We start from the raw sequence: 22,026 nt of genomic DNA, 5'->3' as shown, positions 1-22,026 counted from the left end.
GCACCCGGCCCCGACAGCGTATCCCTCGATATGCGAATGATTCGCGTTTGCGTTAGACTCAGGGTCAGGAGTTAATGATCCAAGTTTTAATCACGTAGATCGAGGGATACATGCAACGTCTTTTCACCTCAACCGGCCTCCTCGGAGTAGCAGCGATGGCGCTGGCCCTGACCGGCTGCGGTCAGGCGGACAGCGGCAATACTGCAGCAGACACCTCCGAGGATGGGATTCAGGTGGTTGCCTCCACCAATGTCTACGGAGACATCGCGCAGTCCATCGGTGGAGAGAACGTCTCGGTGAACTCGATTGTTGACAGCCTGGCGCAGGATCCGCACTCCTATGAGGCGACCGTTCAGGACAAGCTGGCGGTTTCCGAGGCCGACCTGCTGATCGAGAATGGTGGCGGGTACGACCCGTTCCTGCACCTGCTGGCCGACGAGGTGGAGATGGACCATGACTACCTGATTTCTGCAGTCAGCGAGTCAGGCTTCGAGGGCTTCGAGGAGGAGCACGAGGATGAGGGCGAGCACGCTGGTGAGGACGAGCATGCCGGTGAGTCGGCCGAGGAACATGCCGGTGAGTCGGCCGAGGAACATGCCCACGGCTCGGCGAATGAGCACGTCTGGTATGACCTGAACACCATGCGGGCCGTGGCGGCTGCGATTGGCGAGAAGCTGACCGCGCTGGATCCCGACAACGCCGGGGTGTACAGCGCCAATGTTGAGGAGTTTGACGCGGGCATCACCGCCCTGATCGAGCGGCTCTCGGAACTGGGGGATGTCTCCGCAGGCCAAACTGTCGCAATCACCGAACCGGTCCCCGTCTACCTGCTCGAAGCGGCAGGGTTGGAGAACGTCACGCCGAATGGCTACAGCGAGGCGATTGAAGAGGGATCGGATGTCTCAATTGCCGTTCTGAACGAAATGATGAACCTCATGGAGGACGATTCGCTGGCGTTCCTTGCCTATAATGAGCAAACAGAAAGTCCCCAGACCCTGACCGTTCGTGACGCCGCGGACGAGGCCGGGGTGGAAATCGTCAACTTCACGGAGACAGTGCCTGAGGGGGAAGACTTCCTGAGTTGGATGACTTCCAATGTGGACGGTATCGAGAGCGTCCTCGCCCCCTGATCAACTGATGGTGGAAACGCCACGCCACCTACCTTTTCGCTGGAGATGAACCTACTGGCTTTGACCCAAGACCACCGCACGGCCGAGCGGCCGGAAACAGAACCTATGGTTCGGCTCCGATCGGCGTCGCTCTCCTTCGGCGACCGTGTCCTCTGGCAGAATCTTGACCTCGATATCGGCAAGGGCGAGTTTTTCGCTGTCCTCGGTCCCAACGGTTCAGGGAAAACCAGTCTCCTGAAGGTCCTCCTGGGCCTTCAGCAACTTGACTCTGGCTCGGCGACCGTCAACGGCTCGGCGGTGCGTCGCGGCAGCCGCGACATTGGGTACATCCCCCAACAGAAGTCCTTTCCGCCGGAAACCCCGCTGCGGGCCCGTGACCTGGTGGGCCTCGGCGTCGACGGTCACCGGTGGGGGCTCAGATGGAGGGGCCGGGACTACAACGCCACGGTCGATGCCCTGCTGGAAAAGGTGGGTGCCTCCTCCTATGCCGACGCGCCTGTCGGGCGGCTTTCCGGGGGAGAGCAACAGCGGCTGCGCGCAGCCCAGGCCCTCGCGACCAATCCGCAGGTGCTTCTCTGCGATGAACCGCTGCTCTCCCTTGATCTCCACCACCAGCAGGCAGTGAGCGGATTGATCAACTCGCAGTGCCGGGTCAACGAGTCGGCAGTGGTTTTCGTGACGCATGAGATCAACCCGATCATCGACTACGTCGACCGGGTGCTTTATCTTGCCGAAGGCCAGTTCAGGGTCGGCGCACCGCACGAGGTAATGACCAGTGAAGTGTTGTCTGAGCTCTACAAAAGCAATGTCGAGGTCCTGCACAGCAAGGGCCGGATCATCGTCGTCGGGCTGCCCGATGACACCACCCACCATCACGCGGAAGGACACTGACAGTGGACCTGCAGGAGATCCTGACCGCAATCTTCAACTTCGACAATTACTCGGATCTGCTTCCTCTGGTGCAGAACTCGCTCTGGGCGGGCGCAGTGCTGGGGCTTCTCGGCGGGTTGATCGGCACGTTCGTGATGATGCGCGATCTCGCCTTCGCCGTCCATGGCATCGCCGAGCTGTCGTTTGCGGGCGCAGCGTTTGCCCTCCTCATCGGGGCGAATGTGATCTACGGATCCCTGGTGGGCTCAGTGCTCGCAGCGGTGGTCCTCGGCGTCATGGGGATCAGAGCGAGGGACCGGAACTCGATCATCGGTGTGATTATGCCCTTCGGTCTCGGCCTGGGCATCCTGTTCCTGGCGCTGTACGAAGGCCGCGCTGCCAACAAGTTTGGCCTGCTGACTGGGCAGATTGTCTCGGTCGATGATGTCCAGCTGTCCCTGCTGGCGGGTTGCGCAGTGGCGGTGATGGTGGCGCTGCTCGCCATTTGGCGGCCGCTCACCTTTGCCAGCGCCGACGCCGACCTCGCCGAGGCTCGCGGCGTGCCGGTGCGGGGGCTCTCCATCATGTTCATGTTCCTGCTGGGCGTGTCGGTTGCGCTGTCCATTCAGGTGGTGGGAGCGCTGCTCGTCCTGGCCCTGCTCATCACCCCGGCAGCAGCGGCGCTGAAGGTGACGTCGTCGCCACGAATCGTGGTGTTGCTCAGCGTGATTTTTGCCTGTGTGTCAGTGGTCGGCGGGATCCTTCTGGCCCTGGGTGGCCGGATCCCCATCAGTCCCTACGTGACCACAATTTCCTTCGTGATCTACCTCGTCTGCCGGGGAATTAGCTGGCAGCGCGGAAGACGCACCGCGTCGACCACTTCAACACCAGCAGTAGTGCGCCCGGCCTAACCCGCAGCCCCGGCAGTGCAGGCCGGGCAGAGGCCGTAAATTTCAACGGTGTGGGCCACCTCGGTGTAGCCATACTCTTCAGCAATTCGTGCAGCCCATTTCTCAACGGCTGGCGCTTCGATCTCGACAGCGCGCCCGCAACTCCGGCAGAGCAGATGGTGATGGTGATGTGGGGCGTCGCACCGGCGATAGACGGCTTCGCCTTCGCCGTTGCGCAGCACGTCAACCAACCCGTCTTCGGACATCGACTGGAGAATCCGGTAGGTGGTGGCCAGTGACACCGCGTTGCCTGCCTCGTGCAGGCGCCGGTGAAGCTCCTGGGTGCTGACGAAATCGTCGAGCTTATCCAGCGCCGCGCTTACCGCCAGCCGCTGCTTGGTGACCCGTTGTTCCGGTCCCTTGCGTGCTGTCGGTTCTGCTGTTGGTGGCACTGACGGATCGCCTCCTGACGGCTCGGGTGTTACTGACTGTCGCGAATAAGGTTACCAGCGCTCAGCTGCGGGTCCTGTTGCTGCCGGGGTGGTCGGCGGTAGGCTGACGCGATGAAGCTCACCAAATTCACTCATGCCTGTGTCCGGTTGGAGAAGGACGGTGCCGTGCTCGTGATCGACCCGGGAACATTCTCGGAGGCCGAGGCGGCACTGGCGGGGGCCCACGCGGTGCTGATCACCCATCAGCATGCCGACCACTTCGACGAGGAGAAGGTGGTGGCGGCGTTGCAACTGGACCAGTCACTGCTGATCTATGCACCAGCGAAGGTGGCCGGTATGTTGGCCGAGCGGCTCGACGCCGGTGGCCTGGACCGGGTGCATACGGCCGAGCCCGAGCAGCGGTACAGTGTTGCAGGTTTTGAGGTGCAGACCTTCGGTGGTCAGCATGCGCTGATCCACCCGCATATTCCGATGGTGGCCAATATTGGGTACCTCATCGACGGTTCTCTCTACCACCCGGGCGATTCATTCATTGTCCCGCATGGCGTTGACGTGTCGACGGTTCTGGTGCCGGTGCACGCGCCGTGGTCCAAGACAGCCGAAGTGATCGATTTCGTCACTTCAGTGCGGGCGGCCCGGGCGTTCCAGATCCACGATGCGCTCCTCAACGAAACCGGTCTGCAGCTGGTCGAAGGCCATCTGGCGCGGATCGGAGGCCTATATGGCACCGAGTTCCGTCATCTTGCCCCCGGTGAGAGCGTGACGATCTAGGGCAGCGTCGGGTTGAGAAGCCGCTGACTGAATGGCCCTGGCGAGATCGCGGGGACGGCTCCACATAGGCCAATGCCCCGTCGGAAGGTCAATGACGTCGAGGTGCTCGATGGTCGGGACTTCGGCAAACATGGGATGGCCCGCGCGGGCAAGCTCGAGCACCTGCGCGCTCGGGATCGAGCAGCACACCAAGGTGGTCCGGACCTTGCGGCGGGCATCATTCGTGAGATCGACGGGCTGACGAAGCACGGGGCCGGGTTCGGGGACGGCCCGGGCCCGGAAACGCTCGAGGACCTCTGCGCTGAGGCCCTCGAGACTCGCCTGCTGTGCGAGGACGTCGAGGGGCGGCAGCGGAAGTTCCTTCAACTCCTCGGGGAGGTCTGGGGCGAAGGCGGTTCCCGTCGCCACAGGGCCGGAGTCGACCCACACCACTCGATGAACCAACTCAGGGTGTCGGTCAAGGACGAGGCTGACGGGGGCGTTCGCCCCACTGTGAGCGACGAGAGTTGCGGGCTGATCCTCGGAAATCCCGAGTTGGGTGATGACATCCAGGACCGCTGCGGCCTGATCGTCGAGAGTCTTCGCCGCACGCTCGGGATCGTCCCCGTCAAGACCGGGCAGTGTCACCGCGATTGCACGAAAGTGGTCGGTGGTCCGGTGTTCAAGGACTTCATCCCACGCCCAGGCCCCCAGCCAGTGGCCGGCGATGAGAATGATGATCGGATTGCTTGTAGTAGTTGACATGCCTCAACCCTCGCAGGCACCCAAGACAACGGTGTGTCACTATTTATGTCATGAATTTGTCGGATGCTGAACTGTGAAACGAGTCGAACGGCTCCATGCATTATCCGAGATGTTGCGCCGCAGCGGTGCGCGCGGCGTTTCCGCTGAGCGGTTGGCGAGAGAGTTTGAGGTATCCGTGCGCACCATCAAGAGAGACCTCGATGCGTTAGAGAACAGCGGCGCGCCGATATGGTCCCGCCCAGGTCCGGGCGGTGGCTACGGATTGGTTGTAGAAGGATCCCTGCCGCCGGTCAGCCTGTCCCCAGCCCAGGCCGTGGCCCTCATGGCAGCCGTATCCGCTGCAGCCGATGCCCCCTACGCCGATCTGGCGGCAGCAGGTATCCAGAAGATTATGGACGTCCTCGATCCTAAAACCCGAGCCCGAGCCGACGAACTCGCTCACCGCGTCTGGGTCAACGCGCTTCCCTCCTCTTCGCGCGCAACCAAGTCGGCGCTGGAGGAGGCGATGGCCGAGCAGCGGGTACTCCGCATTTCCTACACATCGGGAGACGAGACCACGACCACCCGCGACGTTGAGCCAGTGCTGTTCGCGGCCACGAACGGCCAGTGGTACCTGGTGGGGTGGTGCCGACTGCGCAACGCAATGCGATGGTTCACCGTGTCTCGCATCGAACGAGCCAGTGTAACCAGGACGGCTTGCGTCGGCCATAGCATCCACGAGGTCGGAGAACCCCCAGCGAACGCCAGACCGGTGCATGCTCGGAGCGGGTGAGTCACTCAATCAGCCGCTCCGGTCAGTACATCCAACGCAGTGACGGATTCAAACCGCGTGATGAGCTAGTTCCGCGGTGAGACGGTCACCGTGGAGACCTCTTCCAACCGGGGTGAGAGGTGGTCGCCGTCGACCACCACCCCGCGCTCCCACCAGAACCGCAGACCAGCTGGGCCGTCTTCGAGGCCGGCCAGATTGTTGTCGAACCAGGGGCCTTTCAGCCCGGACCAGCGGAAGGGCGGACTCGGCACCTTCGCCGACCGGGCCACCAGTGCCCCCACCGGGCTTGCGACGCCGTAGGACAGGATGGCGGTAGCAAAACGCATGGCGCGGGGGAGCGGGTTGCGGATCGGCGAACAGACCGCCTGGATGATCCGGCTCCCCGAGGTGCGCTCCACCTCGGAGACATACGAGAAGTGCACGTCCCCCGACAGGAAGGTGACGGTTTCGGGTGCCTTGCCGCGTTTCCCATCTGCCACCTCAACCGCCATCGTCGCCACCTGTCGGAAGCTTCGCTGGAACGCACCCCAGTGCTCCAGATCCACAGTGCGCCGCATCTTTTCGCCGATCTTCGCCCCAAACCTGCCCCAGGCGCCGTCGGCGAGTGCCTCGTTCCAGGCTTCGATGTGGTGCAAACCCGCAGGGAGCAGGAACGGCAGCGAGGTGGCGATCAGCAGATGCCGGAAGCCGCCCTGCATTTGTCCATCCAGCCACTTCATTTCCCGGTCGTCGAGGATTGACCGCTGGGCGGGGTCGAGTACCCGGCCCGCACGGGAGTCCAGGACCACCAGTCGGACGTCACCAATTTCCCTGGCAAAGCTCCACCGGTAGGTGGACGGCTCCTGATTGGCCCGGTCAGCGAACTGGTCCAGCACGTTGCTGATGTCCAGTTCCGTCTCGCCGTCGTGCGAGCTGATCAACTGCCAGATCTCGTCCTGGTCCCGGTGCTCGGGTGAAAGATTGCCCAGGTGCTGGTGCACCCAGTAGGAAGCCAGCCCCGAGACGATCCGGCCCTGCCACCAGGAGGTAGCCTCCATCGCGTGCTTCCAGGCCAGGGAGGTGTTCCAGTCGTCCCGAATGTCGTGGTCGTCGAAAATCATTGCGCTGGGCAGGGTGGACAGGAGCCAGCGGTTGGCGTCGTCGGACCACGCCAGGTTGTACAGGTGGGCGTACTCCTCATAGTCCTTGAGCTCCTCCCCGGGCTCCTCGTCAATGTCCCGGCGCGCCCTAATGAACTCCTGCATCGCGTCGCTCGTCACATCCGCGTACACCTGGTCGCCCAGGAACACCACCAGATCGGGCCAGGCGACGTCGTCCACTCCCGCGGCCATCTGCAGGGCGTAGGCACGCATCGAATCGACACCGTGTTTACTGTTTCCCGCTTCGTTGTGGGGGACACTGGTCCGGCACGAACCGAACGCCATTTTGATGGGCTTGTCAGGGGTCAGCGTCGCAATCATTGACGGCGGGTACGCTGACCCTTCCACGGGCCACACCTGCTCCCCATCAATCGACACCGTGTAGGCGGTGACGCTTCCCGGTTCCAGACCGTTAGCCTCCACCAGGGCGTAGTGGTGGCCATGTACACCGAACGTCCGGGCAGTCCAGGACTGGTCACCGGCCGTCACCGTGACCCGTGCAGCCTGGCGGGTTTCCACCCAGATGCTGGCCGAGGTCAGATCGACGTAGCGCATCATGGGGCCAAGTACCAGGGAATCAGTCATTATTCAGTTCTACCCGGTTCCCGAGACCGCCGCTATCTGGCAGGTTCACCGGGCCAGCTCCCGGTGACAAAGAAGCGCTCCAGCACTGCCAGGTAGGGGGCTGGATCCAGGTCCCGCGCTGCCAGCCAGGCGTCGTCGTCGTAGGACCCGGTGTATCTGGTGCCGGCGTCGCACATCAGCGAGACAATACTGCCGCGGCGACCCTGGCCGACCATGTCCGCGATCAGCCCCCAGACTCCCCACAGGTTGGTGCCGGTTGACGGGCCCGCATGCAGACCGGTGAGCTGGCGTAGGTGGCGCATCGCCGCGACCGACGCGGCGTCGGGGACCTGAATCATGTGGTCAATGACGCCGGGTACAAAACTTGGTTCCAGCCGCGGCCGTCCGATGCCCTCAATCCGGGAAGGACTCCCCGCCGCCGCGGTGCCGGGGGTACGCCAGGCCGGATAAAAGGCCGAGTTCTCCGGGTCGACCACGGCCAGCCGGGTGTGGTGGCGCTGGTACCTGATGTAACGCCCGATGGTGGCGCTGGTGCCGCCCGTCCCGGCGCCCACCACGATCCAGTCGGGAACCGGATGCTGCTCCAGGGCCAGCTGCCCGAAAATCGACTCGGCGATGTTGTTGTTGCCACGCCAGTCCGTTGCCCGCTCAGCGTAGGTGAATTGATCCATGTAGTGGCCGCCAGTCGTGGCGGCAAGGCCTGCTGCGGCGGCGTAAACCTCGGAGGCGTGGTCAACGAAGTGGCAGGCGCCGCCATACTGTTCGATCTGGTCGATCTTTTCCTTGCTCGTGGTGCGGGTCATCACAGCGATGAACGGCAGGTCCAGAAGTTGCGCGAAGTACGCTTCGGAAACCGCCGTCGACCCGCTGGACGCCTCAACGACCGTCGTATGCTCGTTGATCCAGCCGTTGACCAGTCCGAACAGGAAGAGCGACCGAGCCAATCGGTGTTTGAGGCTGCCTGTCCGGTGGGTCGACTCGTCCTTCAGGAACAGGTCGACTCCCCAGTGTTCAGGCAGGGGGACCGCGTAGAGATGGGTGTCGGCTGACCGGTTGTTTTCAGCCTCGATCCGGCGGATGGCCTCAGCAGCCCAGGACCGGTTGGAGAGGGGGCTCAGGATGTTCACTGGTTCAGCCTACCGGGCCGCCCAACGGAGGGGCGGAAAGTCGTTGGCGACGAGATTGGAGTACCGGCCCGGGCTGTGGTGGACTGGATTGCATCAGGTCCGGCAGTGTTGCCGGTCACATTAAAAGGAGATCTTGATGAAGACTCTGATGGACGTGCAGACCCTGCGGGACCGGATGACCTCCGGCCTGCAGACGGTTCTGCTGGATGTCCGCTGGGCGTTGGGCGATCCCCACGGCCACGGTCATTACCAATCAGCCCACATCCCCGGCGCCGTGTACGTTGACCTCGAAGCCACACTGAGCGGTGAACCGTCGGCGCGGGAGGGCAGGCACCCGCTGCCTGGCCTCGAGCAACTGCAGGAAGCCGCCCGGCAGTGGGGCATCAACGACGGCGACGTGGTGGTGGCCTACGACAATTCAGGCAATACCTCTGCCGCCCGGCTCTGGTGGTTGCTGCGGTGGGCGGGTCTCGACACGGTGCAGCTGCTCGACGGTGGCCTCGCCGCCTGGGTCGACGCCGGGTACGAGACAGAAGGGGGCGAGGAACAGCACTGCCTCGGCGAGGTGGAGCTGGGCCTCGACGAAGAGGGCGGCAGTGGTGCAATGCCGGTCACCGACATCGATGGTGTGCAGGGCATCGCTGAGCACGGTGTGCTGCTGGACGCGCGTGCCGGAGAGCGTTTCCGCGGCGAGGTGGAACCACTCGACCCCAAAGCCGGCCACATTCCGGGTGCGGTGAGTGCGCCCACCAGCGAGAATCTTGCCCCCGACCAAAGGTTCAAGACACCCGCCGATCTGCGCCGGCGCTTCGAAGCCTTTGGCGTCAACGACGCCGTCGACGTCGCAGTGTACTGCGGATCGGGCATTACCGCCGCCCACCAGATCGCTGCCCTGGAAATCGCCGGCTACCCGGCGGCGCTTTATCCGGGGTCCTGGTCCCAATGGTCATCCCGCTCGGACCTGCCGGTCGCCACCGGCGCCTAACCCGACCACCCACCCCGACCATCGAGTCAACACACCCCACCATCGAGTCAACACAAATAGCCGATTTTCGACGTGAAACCCGTTATCTGTGTTGACTCGATCCGGAACTGAAGGAGTTTGCATGAGTACCCTGTTCACCAAGATCATCGACGGCGACATTCCGGGGCGCTTCGTCTGGAAGGACGACGACGTCGTCGCGTTCCTCACGATCGCTCCGCTCACCGACGGGCATACCCTGGTGCTGCCCCGTCAGGAGGTGGCGCACTGGGTGGAGGCGGAACCTGAGCTGCTGGGCAAGGTGATGGCGGTCGCCCAGACCATCGCGAAGGCGCAAACCACCGCGTTCTCGGCGAAACGGGTGGGAGTGCTGATGGAGGGGTACGAGGTACCGCACCTGCACGTCCATGTCTGGCCGACGCAGAGCGCCAGCGACTTCGACGTTCACGCGGTCGACCACAACCCGGATCCGGCCCGGCTCGACGCCAACGCTGACGCGCTGCGGGGAGCCCTACGGTCGGCCGGGCACGGCGAGCACGTACCAACCGACGGATAGCGGCAGCCTTTAGCTACCCGGTCGAGCCCACCCCGGTGCGCTGCGCGGCCATGGCCTCGCCGATGGCCGCACGGATCCGCTTCTCCGAAACGGTGTACGCGGTGCCGAGCTCCTGCGCGAACAGACTGATTCTCAGTTCCTCGAGCATCCAGCGCACCCGCAGCAACGCGGGAGGCGTCTTCCGGCCAGTGGGAACGAGGGCGGCGACGGCGTCGTCGTACTCGTCCTCCAGGCGTTGGACCACAGCCGTGCCCAGCGAATCGCGCTGCACGTTGCCGGCCAGCTTGGCGACCCGGGTCTCAATGCCGGTCAGGTAGCGGGGCAGGTGACTGAGCTGGGTGTAGCCGGTTTTCGCCACGAACCCCGGGTAGACGAGCTGTTCCAGCTGACTCCGGACGTCGTTCAGCGCGGTGATCAGGGCGAGGCTGGTGGAGCCCTTGAGTTGCTTCTCGATCCGGCGGGTGCTGGACAGGATCCTTTCAACTGTGGCGGTGACAGTGAAGACCGTGTCGATGAGTTCGGCCCGCACGGTTTCGTAAAGGGAGTTGAACTCGGCCTCGGTCCAGGGCAGTGCCTCGGGGGTCAGCTTGTCGACCGCCGCGAGTGTGCAGTCCTCGATCAGTCCCGCAACGCTGCCATGCGGGTTCTGGCTGAAAGTGAGCTTCTCGGCGTTGCTGAGATGCTCCAACACATACTTGGCGGGGCTGGGAACGCGCACCACGAGGAGTCGGATCACTCCGTCGCGCATTGACGCACCCTGCTCGGCCGGGTTGGGGAAGACGGCGAGTCCGGCGGCGGTACCCTCGTCGGTCAACGCCGGGTAGCCCGTCACCGTGTGTCCGTTCACCAGCCGGGTCACCTGCCGGGGAAGGTCGCCAAACGTCCACGACGTCAGGCCGGACCGCTCGGTGATCCCGATGCCCACGGGATGCGCTGGTTGGGACTTCCCCGGTTGGGACTTTGCTGCTGACGTCGCGCGGGCGGGTGCCTTTGCCGGCCGGGTGGTAGCGGGTGTGGCACCGAGGGATTCGGCAATCGCGCGGCGTGTTTGCGGCGCCAGTCGTTCCTGCAGGGCGGCAAGGTCGGTCCCCTCGTCGAGGATCTTGCCCTGGCCGTCAATCACCTGGAAGCTCATCAGGAGGTGTTCGGGAAGGACGCTCCGGTTCCACGACCCGGGGGCAATGACGTGGCCCTTCAACCGGCGGAGTACCAGTTCCAGGGACTCCTCAAGGTCGTCGCGTGCCGGGTCGAAGTCGGTGTGCAGCGCAGCGACGGCGCTGCGCGCCACATCGGGGGCGGGGATGAAGTTCTTGCGGACCTGCTTGGGTAGCGACTTGATCAGGGCTGTCACCAGTTCCACCCGGAGCCCCGGAATCTGCCAGTGGAACGGCCGGGCGTCGAGTTGGTTCAGGAAAACCACGGGAATTTGCACCGTCACGCCGTCGGACGCGCCCTGCACACCGGGGGAGAACTCATAGCTCAGCGGCAGTTCGAAGCTTCCCTGGTGCCAGATTTTGGGGAACGCTGATTCGTCCAAGTCGCTGTTTTCGGCGAGCAGGTCACCGGGCAGGAAGTCGAGCAGGTCCGGCTGGCGGTGACGGGTGTCCTTCCACCAGGAATCGAAGTGCCGCTCGGACACCACCTCGGGCCCTACGCGGGCGTCATAGAACTCGAAGAGGGTCTCGTCGTCGACCATCAGGTCGCGGCGGCGCAGCCGGTTTTCCAGCTCCTCAATCTCAGCGAGGCGTGCCTTGTTGCGGTGGAAAAATTTGTGGTGGGTTTTCCAGTCGCCCTCGACCAGGGCATGCCTGATGAACATGTCGCGGGCAACCTCGCGGTCGATCCGCCCATAGTTGACCCGGCGCTGCGGGATGATCGGGACGCCATACAGGGTGACCTTCTCATGGGCCATCACCGCCCCCATCTTCCGGGACCAGTGCGGCTCGCTGTAGCTGCGCTTCACCAGGTGCGGCGCCACGTCTTCGGCCCAGAGGGGATCGAATTTGGCGGCCACCCGCGCCCAGAGCCGTGAGGTCTCCACCAGTTCGGCTGCCATCACCCAGTCGGGCGACTTTTTGAACAAGGCGCTGCCGGGGAACACAGCGAACCGGGTACCCCGCGCACCGGCATACTCACGCTTGCGCTGATCGTAGAGGCCGATGTGGCTGAGCAGGCCCGCGAGCAGGCTGATATGGATTGCGGTGTCGTTGCCCACCGGATCGACGGGGTCGGGCGAGAGGGTGATCCCCAGCGGTTTGGCCAACTGGCGAAGCTGGGCGAACAGGTCCTGCCACTCGCGGACCCGCAGATAGTTGATGAACTCGTTGCGGCACAGTTTGCGGAACTGGGTCGACGACAGTTCCTTCTGCTGTTCCTGCAGGTACCGCCACAGGTTCAGGTATCCGGTGAAGTCCGAATTCTCGTCGAGGAACCGTTTGTGCATCGCTGTCGCGGTTTGCAGCTTGGCGCCCTGATCGGCCTGTGGACGCTCACGCGGATCCTGGATGGTCAGGGCCGCGGCGAGGACCATTACTTCCTTGGCGCAGCCACGCTGGCCGGCCTCCACGATCATGCGGCCCAGCCGCGGGTCAACCGGCAGCTGGGCGAGTTTCCGGCCAACTGCCGAGATGCCTCCCGAAGCCTCCAGCGCACCGAGCTCCTTCAGGAGCGTGACGCCGTCGTTGATCGCCTTCGAGTCCGGAGGCTCAACAAAGGGGAAGTCGGCGACATCCTTCGGCCCACGGGTGACGCCCATGGCGGTCATCTGCAAGATGACCGCCGCCAGGTTGGTACGCAGGATCTCGGGGTCGGTGAACGGGCGGCGGGCCTCGAAGTCCTCCTGCGAATAGAGGCGGATGGCGATGCCATCCGAAACCCTGCCGCAGCGGCCCGAGCGCTGGTTGGCGGAAGCCTGGGACACCCGCTCGATCGGAAGCCGCTGCACCTTGGTGCGGTGAGAGTACCGCGAAATCCTGGCGGTACCCGTATCAATCACGTACTTGATCCCGGGAACGGTCAGGGAGGTTTCAGCAACGTTGGTGGCGAGGATGATCCTGCGTCCCGGGCCGGAAGGCTTGAAGACCCGGTGCTGTTCCTGCAGCGACAATCTGGCGAACAACGGCAGGATGTCGGTGCCCTTCAGCCGTGGGTTGACCTGCACCCGGGCGCGGAGGGCATCGGCGGCGTCACGGATCTCGCGCTCGCCGGAGAAAAACACCAGGATGTCGCCGGGTGCTTCCCGAGCCAGCTCGTCGACGGCGTCGCACACGGCGTCAAGAGGGTCGCGGTCCTCCTCCTGATCGCCCGGGTCGGCGCTGTCGTCAGCCTCGCCGGCCGGCTGGGTCAACGGGCGGTACCGGATTTCCACCGGGTAGGTCCGTCCGGAAACCTCGATGATCGGTGCAGGCTGCTTGACGCTGACGGCCTCGTCGGCCGCGAAGTGCGCGGCGAAGCGTTCAGGATCGATGGTGGCCGAGGTGATGACGAGCTTCAGGTCGGGTCGCTGCGGGAGGATCCGCTTCAGATACCCGAGGATGAAGTCGATGTTGAGGCTGCGCTCATGGGCCTCGTCGATGATGATGGTGCTGTACTTTTTCAGCAGCCGGTCGTGCTGGATTTCCGCCAGCAGGATGCCATCGGTCATCAACTTGATCTTGGTGCTGCGGCTGACCTCGCCGGTAAACCGCACCTGGAAGCCCACTTCGGCCCCCACCTTGACGTCCAACTCCTCGGCAATACGTTCCGCAACGGTGCGGGCGGCGAGGCGTCGTGGCTGGGTGTGCCCGATCAGGCCGTTTTCGGCGAGTCCCAGTTCCACACACATTTTCGGAATCTGGGTGGTTTTGCCGGAGCCGGTCTCGCCAGCAATGATCGTCACCTGGTTCGCGGCGATCGCGGCCATAATGTCAGCGCGTCGCTCGGAAACCGGCAGTTCAGGGGGATAGGAGATAGTCAGTGCCATGATTGGTTCCAATTCTAGGCGGTAGGACTATCTCCCGATGCCCTGGTCAACCGGGCCGCCGCCAACCGGGCCCGCTCACGCATTTGCGGCGGTTCCAGGATCTCGAACTCGAGCTCCAGCGCCACCAGATGCATCAGCGGCCAGTCGAGCGAGTCGAAGCCGGCCCTCATCAGGGTGTGCTCCTCGCCGTCGCTCTGGAGTTCGGCGGTATCCGGGGACACCTTTTGTGACACCTCGTTGATGTTGCCGGTCAGCCGCACGACGACGTCGTACTGGTAAGGGAAACGCGTAATTGACTGCTGCACATACAGGGCGAGTTCACGGGCCGGGAGTGGGCGCGGGGTGAAGCGCTCCCGCTGCGCCGGAACGCTCTGACACCGGTCCACCCGGAACGTCCGCCAATCCTCACGCATCGTGTCCCAGGCCACCAGGTACCAGCGTCTACCGGTGTCCACGAGTCGGTAGGGCTCAACGAGTCGCCGGGAAGACTCGCCATCCTGGCGGGAGTACCGGAACACCACGGTGCGTCGTTCGGTGATGGCTGAGGACAGGGCGGTGAGGATCTCGGGCCGGACCGGTGTGCTCACCGCCGCCATCCTGGTGACGGCGCTTCGCAGCCCGGCGAACCGCGGTCGGAGTCGGCTGGGGAGCACCTGCTCCAGCTTGGTGAGCGCCCGCACCGATGCCTCGCCGATTCCGGCGACGGGGCTAGCCGTGACGGCGCTGAGGCCGAGGGCGACGGCGAGTGCCTCGTCGTCGTTGAGCAACAACGGAGGCAGCTGCGCGCCAGCGCCCAACTGGTAGCCCCCGGCGACGCCGGGCGAGGCATGGATGGGATAGCCCAGGGTGCGGAGCTTGCCGATGTCCCGTCGGACGGTGCGCTCGGTCACGTCCATCCGGTCCGCCAGTGCTGAGCCGGTCCACTCGCGGCGCAGCTGAAGCAGGGAAAGCAAGTGGAGCAGCCGCGCCGAAGTTTCCAACATGGCTCCAAAATACTCCTCAACCAGGTCAGTAGCTGTCCGGAATCGCCCCTATTTCAGCCGAAGACAGCAGCAACGAATCGACCGGGCAGCTTCGGGGTGCGGGGGCAGTGCAGTGCTGGAGTCTCACGGCCAGACCTGGCCGGTTAAAGCAGTCAACCCCCAGATTTCGGTGAAATCTGGGGGTTGTTCTGTGCCCTCGATAGGATTCGAACCTACGACCTTCTGCGCCGGAGGCAGACGCTCTATCCCCTGAGCTACGAAGGCGGGACGCCGGTCAGACCGGCCCCGAAATGGGACTCACTGAGCTTATCAGGGAAGCACCCCTGGACGAAAACCCCTGGCCCGCCCTCGTGTGGTGGGCGCCGCTGCGTCACAGAAATGGCCGCAGCGGCGTGCGCCGTTATGCTGGATGGGTGACTCCTGAAGAACTCTCTGCTGCCATTTCCGCATGCCTGAAAGACGCCGGCGCCGCGGGCGAATTCGACGTCGAGCTTCCCTCTGAGGTGCGGGTGGAGCGACCACGGAGCCGGGAACACGGAGACTGGGCCACCAATATTGCCCTGCAGCTGTCCAAGCAGGCGGGGATGAACCCGCGCGAGTTCGCCCAGCTCCTCAGTGGACGGCTGGAACAGCTCGACGGCGTCAAGACCGTGGCGATCGCCGGTCCAGGCTTCCTGAACATCACCCTCGATGCCGCCGCCGCAGGTGAACTGGCCCGCTCAATCGTCGACGCCGGGGCCGGCTATGGCACCAGCGGGCTCATGGCCGGCACCAAGATCAACCTCGAGTTCGTGTCGGCCAACCCCACCGGACCCATCCACCTGGGCGGCACCCGCTGGGCCGCCGTCGGCGACGCGCTTGCCCGCCTGTTCCAGTCTCAGGGCGCCGCGGTGACCCGCGAGTACTATTTCAACGACCACGGCGCCCAGGTGGAACGGTTCGCCCGCTCGCTGTGGGCCAGCGCCAAGGGCGAGCCATCACCCGAGGACGGGTACGGCGGCGCCTACATCGATGACATCGCTGCCCGGGTCCTGGTGCTCGATCCAGCCATCCTCGACCTGGAGCAGGACGATTCGGTCGAGCGGTTCCGTGAGCTCGGGGTCGACCTGATGTTTGGCGACATCAAAAAGTCGCTGCACGACTTCGGTGTCGATTTCGACGTCTACTTCCACGAGCACTCCCTTTTCCAGGACGGATTCGTCGAAGGCCTGCTGGAGAAACTGAAAACCTCGGGCAACCTGTTCCTCGAGGACGGGGCCTGGTGGTTACGGTCCACCGAGTTCGGCGACGATAAGGACAGGGTGGTCATCAAATCGGACGGCGCCCCCGCCTACATCGCCGGCGACATTGGCTACTTCGTCAATAAGCGCCGCCGCGGCTTCGACCTGAACATCATCATGCTCGGCGCCGACCACCACGGGTATGTGGCCCGGCTTAAGGCAGCAGCAGCCGCGCTCGGTGATGACCCGGACACCGTCGAGGTGCTGATTGGGCAGATGGTCAACCTGATGAAGGACGGCGTCCCCGTCAGGATGTCCAAGCGCGCCGGCACCGTCGTCACGCTCGAGGACCTGGTCGACGCCGTGGGTGTCGACGCCGCCCGCTACACCCTGGCCCGCTTCTCGGCGGATTCGAACATCGACATCGACCTTGACCTGCTGACCCGGCGCACCAACGACAACCCGGTCTTCTATGTCCAGTACGCTCACGCCCGGACCCACGCGGTGGAGCGCAACGCGGCCGCGGCAGGGGTGGATACGAGCGCGTTCGACGCCTCCGAACTCAGCCACCCCACCGAGGGCGAACTGCTGGCGGCGCTCGGCCAGTTCCCCGGCATGGTGGCCCAGGCCGCAGCCTTCCGCGAACCGCACCGGGTGGCACGCCACATCGAGGTCATCGCGGGCACCTACCACCGCTGGTACGACGCCTGCCGCATCGCGCCGCTCGGCGATGAGCCGGTCACCGACCTGCACCGCACCAGGCTGTGGCTGAACAACGCCACCCAGCAGGTGCTCGCCAACGGCCTGGGGCTGCTTGGCGTATCGGCACCGGAGCGGATGTGACGATGGGAAACGGACCTGAAGTGAACCTGAATAACGCCTCACCGCTGGCCCCCGGTTGGCTCAGCTACCCCGACAACATCAACCGGCTGAACCCCGCCCTGTGGGCTCACGACGTCGACCGCGCCGGTGACGAGCTCACCATCAGTGGCCTGAGGGTCAGTGATCTCGCCGAGCAGTTCGGCACGCCGCTGTTCGTCGTGTCCGAAGACGATTTCCGGACCCGCGCCCGGAGCTTCAAGGACGCGTTCGACGCCGCCTTTGCCGACCTCTGCGGGGGAGTGGACGTCTACTACGCGGGGAAATCCTTCCTCTGCACAGAAATAGCGCACTGGGTGGCTGAAGAGGGCCTACGCCTTGACACCTGCTCGGGCGGGGAGCTTGCCATCGCCATGCGCGCGGGAATTCCCGGTGAACATCTCGGCCTGCACGGGAACAACAAGTCCGACGCCGAACTGGGCCGTGCGCTTGACCTGAAGCTGGGGCGCATCGTGGTGGACAGCCTCCCCGAACTCGAACGGGTGGCAGCCCTCGCCGCCGCCCGCGGCACCACGGCCAACGTGATGCTCCGGCTGACCCCCGGTGTCCACGCCTCCACCCACGAGTTCATTGCAACCGCCCACGAGGACCAGAAATTTGGGCTGTCACTGGCCGACGGCGAGTCCTCACCCGCAGCTCAGGCCGTCGCCGCGGCGCTGGGCCACGAAACGGTCAACCTGCTCGGCGTCCACTGCCACATCGGGTCACAGATTTTCGAGCCCGAGGGTTTCGAACTCGCGGCACGCAGGTTGCTCGCCTTCCTGGCGGACGTTCGGGACCGCCACGGCGTGGAGCTGCCCGAACTGGACCTCGGGGGCGGCTATGGGATTGCCTACATCGAAACCGACAAACCACGCCCACCGGCAGAGATCGCCGTGGCGATGGCCGACGTCGTGCGTTCCACCTGCGCCAAACTGGGACTGCGCGTCCCACGGATTTCCATTGAGCCGGGTCGCGCGATCGTAGGTTCAACAACGTTCACCCTGTACACCGTGGGGACGACCAAAACCGTGAGGGTCGACGTCGAGGGTGGCGACACTGCGCCCCGGCGTTATGTGTCGGTGGACGGTGGGATGAGCGACAACCCCCGCCCGGTCCTCTACGACGCCGACTACTCGGCGGTCCTGGCCTCCCGCTCGTCGGATGCCTCCGGTGTGCTGTCCCGCGTGGTCGGAATGCACTGCGAGAGCGGCGACATTGTGGTCAGGGATGTCTACCTCCCCGTGGACACCGATGCCGGTGACCTGGTGGCTGTGCCGGGCACCGGCGCTTACTGCTGGGCGCTGTCCAGCAACTACAACTGGGTGGCCCGCCCGCCAGTGATAGCAGTCCGGAACGGCCAGGCCAGACTGATTGTGCGCGGCGAAACCGAGGACGACATCCTGGCCCGCGACATCCCCCGCACCACCAACTGATTGCAGGAGCGACACTATTTCATCTGATACAGCTTCGAACACCGACTCCATGTCGACACTTCGGATCGCCTTGCTGGGCTGCGGCAACGTGGGATCCCAGGTGGCGCGCATCCTGCTCGAGGACGCCGACGCGCTGGCAGCGCGTACCGGCGCCCGGCTTGAATTGACCGGAATTGCAGTGCGCAGCATTGACGCACCCCGCGACGTCGACCTGCCGCGCGAACTTTTCACCACCGATGCCGAGTCACTGGTCGAGGGCGTCGACATTGTGATCGAGCTGATGGGTGGAATTGAACCCGCCCGGTCCCTGATCCTGCGGTCGATCGAACACGGCGCCACGGTGGTCAGCGGCAACAAGGCGCTGCTCGCCCTCGACGGGCCCACCCTCTACGAGAAGGCCGACGCCGCAAGGGTCCAGCTTTCCTACGAGGCGGCGGTCGCTGGTGCGATCCCCATTCTGCGGCCCATCCGGGACAGCCTGTCCGGTGACCGCATCACCCGTGTACTGGGCATCGTCAACGGCACCACCAACTTCATCCTTGACCAGATGGACACCACCGGCGCCCAGTTCGACGATGCCCTGGCCGAAGCACAGCGCCTGGGGTATGCCGAGGCTGACCCGACTGCCGATGTGGAGGGTCACGACGCCGCGGCCAAGGGCGCCATTCTCGCGTCCCTGTCCTTCCACACCCGATTTGCCCTGGAAGACGTCTACTGCGAAGGCATCACCAAGGTGACCGCCGCGGATATCGCCGCAGCCAAGGACGCCGGGTTTGTCATCAAGTTGCTGGCCATCGCCGAGTTGCTGCCGAGGGACGACGCCGACGGCGCTGGCACCGAGGGCGTCAGCGTCAGGGTGCACCCGACCCTGCTGCCCCGCGATCATCCGCTGGCCGCAGTCCATGGTGCCTTCAATGCGGTGTTCATCGAGGCCGAAAACGCGGGCGAACTGATGTTCTACGGACAGGGGGCCGGTGGTACCCCCACCGCGTCCGCGGTGCTGGGCGACGTTGTCAGCGCTGCGCGCCGCCTGGTGTTGGGCGGTCCCGGCCGGACCGAAACCACCACCGGCCATGTCCCGTCCATGAATATCGACGCAGTCCGCACGAGCTACTCCATCGGGCTCGACGTCGCTGACCAGCCAGGAGTCCTGGCGCGGATCGCACAGTTGTTCGCCGAGCAGGGCGTGTCCATTGAAACCCTGCGGCAGAGCATCCATCCCGCGGACGACCCTGGCCAGGCGACGGCTGAACTTCGCATCGTCACCCACCGCGCTACCGAAGCGGCCCTCGCCGCAACAGTTGAACAGATCCAGCACCTCGCCGTGATCAACTCGGTGACCAGTGTCCTTCGAGTGGAAGGAGCCTAAGTGGCTCACCAATGGCGCGGCGTTATCCGCGAATATGCAGATCGTTTGCCCGTGACAGAATCCACCCAGGTCATCACCCTCGGCGAGGGTGGGACACCGTTGGTCCCGGCCAAGGCGCTATCCGAACTGACCGGGTCGCAGGTGTTCCTCAAGGTGGAGGGAATGAATCCCACCGGCTCCTTCAAGGACCGCGGAATGACCATGGCCATTACCGCTGCGATTGAATCCGGGGCCAAGGCCGTGGTCTGCGCCTCCACCGGAAACACCTCCGCCTCGGCTGCGGCCTACGCCACCCAGGCGGGCATCACCTGTGCAGTGCTGGTTCCGGACGGCAAGATTTCCATGGGCAAACTGAGCCAGGCCATCGCCCACGGCGCTGAACTGCTGCAGGTCAACGGCAACTTCGACAACTGCCTCGATGTCGCTCGTAAGCTTGCCGAGGCGTACCCGGTGTTCCTCGTCAACTCGGTCAATCCCGCGCGTATCGAAGGCCAGAAGACCGCAGCCTTCGAGGTGGTCGACGTCCTGGGTGACGCCCCCGACTATCACCTGCTCCCGGTCGGCAACGCCGGCAATATCACTGCCTACTGGAAGGGCTACAAGGAATACTCCGAGCCCTACGCCAACCCGCACCTGGTCGGTGACAGCACAGTGCTCGCCCCGGTCGCCACCAAGCGTCCGGTGATGTGGGGCTTCCAGGCCGAGGGCGCTTCGCCGTTGGTCAAGGGCCACCCGGTGACCGAGCCGGACACGATCGCGACGGCCATCCGGATCGGCAACCCGGCGTCCTGGGACCAGGCGATTGCAGCGCGCGACGAGTCCGGTGGGCTGATTGAAGCCGTCTCTGACGAGGAAATCCTCGAAGCGCACCGCTGGCTGTCGGCACGAGAGGGAGTCTTCGTGGAACCGGCATCGGCGGCCGGTGTTGCTGGCCTGCTGAAAAAGCATGCGGCAGGGTTGGCGCCGGTGGGTAAGACCATCGTGATCACAGTGACTGGTCATGGCCTCAAGGACCCCCAGTGGGCGTTGAAAGCTGCCGACGGGTCCGACGTCGAGCCCACCAAAGTGGATTTCGACGTCGTCAGCGTCGCGACAGCGTTGGGCCTTGAGGATACTGCGGGTGAGTGAACGGGTGTCCTCGCCAGCGGCCGAACGGTGGGGCACCGGCACCAGGATGGTGGCGGCAGGCCAGGCGGCAACGATCAGCGTCCCCGCGACCAGCGCCAACCTGGGGCCGGGATTCGACACCCTTGGCCTTGCCGTTTCGCTGTTCGACACTGTCACGGTGCGGACCACCACCAGCGGCACCGTCACCGTCACCGTGACCGGCGAGGGCGCAGGGGATCTCCCCGGCGATGAAACCCATCTGGTGGCCCGCACGCTGCTCGAGACGCTCGAACGCTCAGGCTTCGGCTGCCCGGGGCTCGAGTTGGAGACGCAGAACCTGATCCCGCACGGCAGGGGGCTCGGGTCGTCGGCCGCAGCGATCGTCTCGGCCGTGCTGGCCGCCAATTTCCTCCTGCCTGACGCCGACAGGATGGACTCGGCTGGGCTGCTCCAGCTGTGCTCGACCCTTGAGGGCCACCCCGACAACGTGGCGCCTGCCCTGCTGGGTGCGTTGGCCATCTCCTGGGAAACCGGAAGGGTCTTCCGCAGTACCCGGGTGCCGGTGCACCCCTCCATCATTCCGATAGCCGCCGTTCCTGCCACCAGCCTGTCGACCGAGACGGCGCGGGCGCTGCTCCCGACGTCTGTCTCGCATGCAAGTGCCTCCTCGAACGCGGGCCGTGCGGCGCTTCTGGTGCACGCCTTGTCCCGGGAGCCCGAATTCCTGCTGGATGCCACCCAGGATGCGCTGCACCAGGATTTCCGTGCCCAGGCAATGCTGCCCAGCGCCACTCTGATGCGGCAACTGCGGGCGCAGGGGTTTCCGGCAGTGATTTCCGGGGCGGGCCCAACGGTGATGACCTTCGCAACCAGCGACGCCGAGGCCAGGACCGTTGAACAGCTCATCCATTCGCTGACCGACGAGTCAATCAACGAGAATTCCTCGACCGAGTGGCGCGTCCTGAAGCTGACCGTGGCCCCCGAGGGTGCTAAACTGGTGGTGCACCAACGGAAATGAGCTGTGACCCATCTCAACTGTCGTTACTGTTTCAAACAGTCGCACTATGGCAGGAT

At 64.7% G+C, this 22,026-nt stretch carries 18 protein-coding genes and 1 tRNA gene; 12 read left to right on the top strand and 7 right to left on the bottom strand.

The genetic code is table 11. The features are described from left to right. The first annotated feature begins 110 nt into the window (after positions 1-110). From ACX80T_RS11815 to ACX80T_RS11805, 3 genes are all read left to right on the top strand, one after another. A complete protein-coding gene (locus ACX80T_RS11815; RefSeq protein ID WP_459304508.1) occupies positions 111-1,130 on the top strand; it encodes a metal ABC transporter solute-binding protein, Zn/Mn family in 1,020 nt (339 codons plus the stop codon). A gap of 105 nt (positions 1,131-1,235) precedes the next feature. Further along, positions 1,236-2,021: a metal ABC transporter ATP-binding protein gene (locus tag ACX80T_RS11810; RefSeq protein ID WP_026041121.1), complete on the top strand. Its 786-nt coding sequence runs from the start codon at positions 1,236-1,238 to the stop codon at positions 2,019-2,021. Between the two features lie 2 nt (positions 2,022-2,023). Then, a complete protein-coding gene (locus tag ACX80T_RS11805; protein WP_019483116.1) occupies positions 2,024-2,911 on the top strand; it encodes a metal ABC transporter permease in 888 nt (295 codons plus the stop codon). On the opposite strand, the gene ACX80T_RS11800 is transcribed toward ACX80T_RS11805, so the two are convergent. Continuing rightward, positions 2,908-3,342 (bottom strand): Fur family transcriptional regulator, encoded by a 435-nt coding sequence (locus ACX80T_RS11800; RefSeq protein WP_019483117.1) that lies wholly within the window; start codon positions 3,340-3,342, stop codon positions 2,908-2,910. The two genes, ACX80T_RS11805 and ACX80T_RS11800, sit on opposite strands and share 4 nt — an antisense overlap. A 111-nt stretch (positions 3,343-3,453) precedes the next feature. Between ACX80T_RS11800 and ACX80T_RS11795 the strand changes: the two genes are divergently transcribed. Continuing rightward, positions 3,454-4,113, top strand: coding sequence for an MBL fold metallo-hydrolase (locus ACX80T_RS11795; RefSeq protein ID WP_459304507.1), 660 nt, complete (start codon positions 3,454-3,456; stop codon positions 4,111-4,113). Here ACX80T_RS11795 and ACX80T_RS11790 read toward each other — a convergent pair. Next, entirely contained in the window at positions 4,060-4,857 is a 798-nt protein-coding gene (locus ACX80T_RS11790) for an alpha/beta fold hydrolase (RefSeq protein WP_459304506.1), read from the bottom strand. The genes ACX80T_RS11795 and ACX80T_RS11790 overlap by 54 nt on opposite strands. Before the next feature lie 73 nt (positions 4,858-4,930). On the opposite strand from ACX80T_RS11790, the gene ACX80T_RS11785 reads away from it, so the two are divergent. Further along, a complete protein-coding gene (locus tag ACX80T_RS11785) occupies positions 4,931-5,629 on the top strand; it encodes a helix-turn-helix transcriptional regulator (RefSeq protein WP_459304505.1) in 699 nt (232 codons plus the stop codon). A gap of 65 nt (positions 5,630-5,694) precedes the next feature. Here the strand turns inward: ACX80T_RS11785 and ACX80T_RS11780 are convergent, their stop codons facing one another. Both ACX80T_RS11780 and ACX80T_RS11775 read right to left on the bottom strand, forming a co-directional pair. Continuing rightward, positions 5,695-7,353, bottom strand: a complete 1,659-nt coding sequence (locus ACX80T_RS11780) for an alkaline phosphatase D family protein (RefSeq protein WP_459304504.1) — start codon at positions 7,351-7,353, stop codon at positions 5,695-5,697. A 32-nt stretch (positions 7,354-7,385) separates the two neighbouring features. Then, positions 7,386-8,480, bottom strand: a complete 1,095-nt coding sequence (locus ACX80T_RS11775; protein ID WP_459304503.1) for a PLP-dependent cysteine synthase family protein — start codon at positions 8,478-8,480, stop codon at positions 7,386-7,388. 136 nt (positions 8,481-8,616) lie between these two features. Between ACX80T_RS11775 and ACX80T_RS11770 the strand changes: the two genes are divergently transcribed. Next, on the top strand, positions 8,617-9,465 hold the full coding sequence (locus ACX80T_RS11770) for a sulfurtransferase (protein WP_116778480.1): 849 nt from the start codon (positions 8,617-8,619) through the stop codon (positions 9,463-9,465). A 121-nt stretch (positions 9,466-9,586) separates the two neighbouring features. Further along, a complete protein-coding gene (locus tag ACX80T_RS11765; protein WP_024477027.1) occupies positions 9,587-10,018 on the top strand; it encodes an HIT family protein in 432 nt (143 codons plus the stop codon). Positions 10,019-10,031: 13 nt separating this feature from the next. Here the strand turns inward: ACX80T_RS11765 and hrpA are convergent, their stop codons facing one another. The 3 genes from hrpA to ACX80T_RS11750 all read right to left on the bottom strand — a co-directional run bounded on the left by hrpA (position 10,032) and on the right by ACX80T_RS11750 (position 15,226). Further along, positions 10,032-13,979 (bottom strand): ATP-dependent RNA helicase HrpA, encoded by a 3,948-nt coding sequence (gene hrpA, locus ACX80T_RS11760; RefSeq protein ID WP_459304502.1) that lies wholly within the window; start codon positions 13,977-13,979, stop codon positions 10,032-10,034. A gap of 14 nt (positions 13,980-13,993) precedes the next feature. After that, positions 13,994-14,962 carry a helix-turn-helix transcriptional regulator gene (locus ACX80T_RS11755; protein WP_459304501.1) on the bottom strand — a complete coding sequence of 323 codons (969 nt, stop codon included), beginning with the start codon at positions 14,960-14,962 and terminating at the stop codon, positions 13,994-13,996. Between the two features lie 191 nt (positions 14,963-15,153). Continuing rightward, a tRNA-Arg gene (locus ACX80T_RS11750) sits at positions 15,154-15,226 on the bottom strand. A gap of 149 nt (positions 15,227-15,375) precedes the next feature. Between ACX80T_RS11750 and argS the strand changes: the two genes are divergently transcribed. From argS to thrB, 5 genes are read left to right on the top strand one after another with little or no spacing between them, the layout of a single operon-like run. Then, entirely contained in the window at positions 15,376-17,025 is a 1,650-nt protein-coding gene (gene argS, locus ACX80T_RS11745) for an arginine--tRNA ligase (protein ID WP_459304500.1), read from the top strand. A 2-nt stretch (positions 17,026-17,027) separates the two neighbouring features. Next, positions 17,028-18,476: a diaminopimelate decarboxylase gene (gene lysA, locus ACX80T_RS11740; RefSeq protein ID WP_459304499.1), complete on the top strand. Its 1,449-nt coding sequence runs from the start codon at positions 17,028-17,030 to the stop codon at positions 18,474-18,476. A gap of 49 nt (positions 18,477-18,525) precedes the next feature. Continuing rightward, positions 18,526-19,845, top strand: coding sequence for a homoserine dehydrogenase (locus tag ACX80T_RS11735; RefSeq protein WP_019483128.1), 1,320 nt, complete (start codon positions 18,526-18,528; stop codon positions 19,843-19,845). Then, complete coding sequence (gene thrC / locus ACX80T_RS11730) at positions 19,846-20,973, top strand: threonine synthase (RefSeq protein ID WP_459304498.1); 1,128 nt, start codon at positions 19,846-19,848, stop codon at positions 20,971-20,973. It abuts the gene before it with no gap. After that, a complete protein-coding gene (gene thrB, locus ACX80T_RS11725) occupies positions 20,966-21,970 on the top strand; it encodes a homoserine kinase (RefSeq protein WP_459304497.1) in 1,005 nt (334 codons plus the stop codon). Before thrC ends, thrB begins: the two co-directional genes overlap by 8 nt. Positions 21,971-22,026: the final 56 nt, after the last annotated feature.

It is taken from the genome of Arthrobacter sp. Sr33 (assembly GCF_054511195.1).
This window is presented reverse-complemented; position numbering and strand designations above follow the sequence as displayed.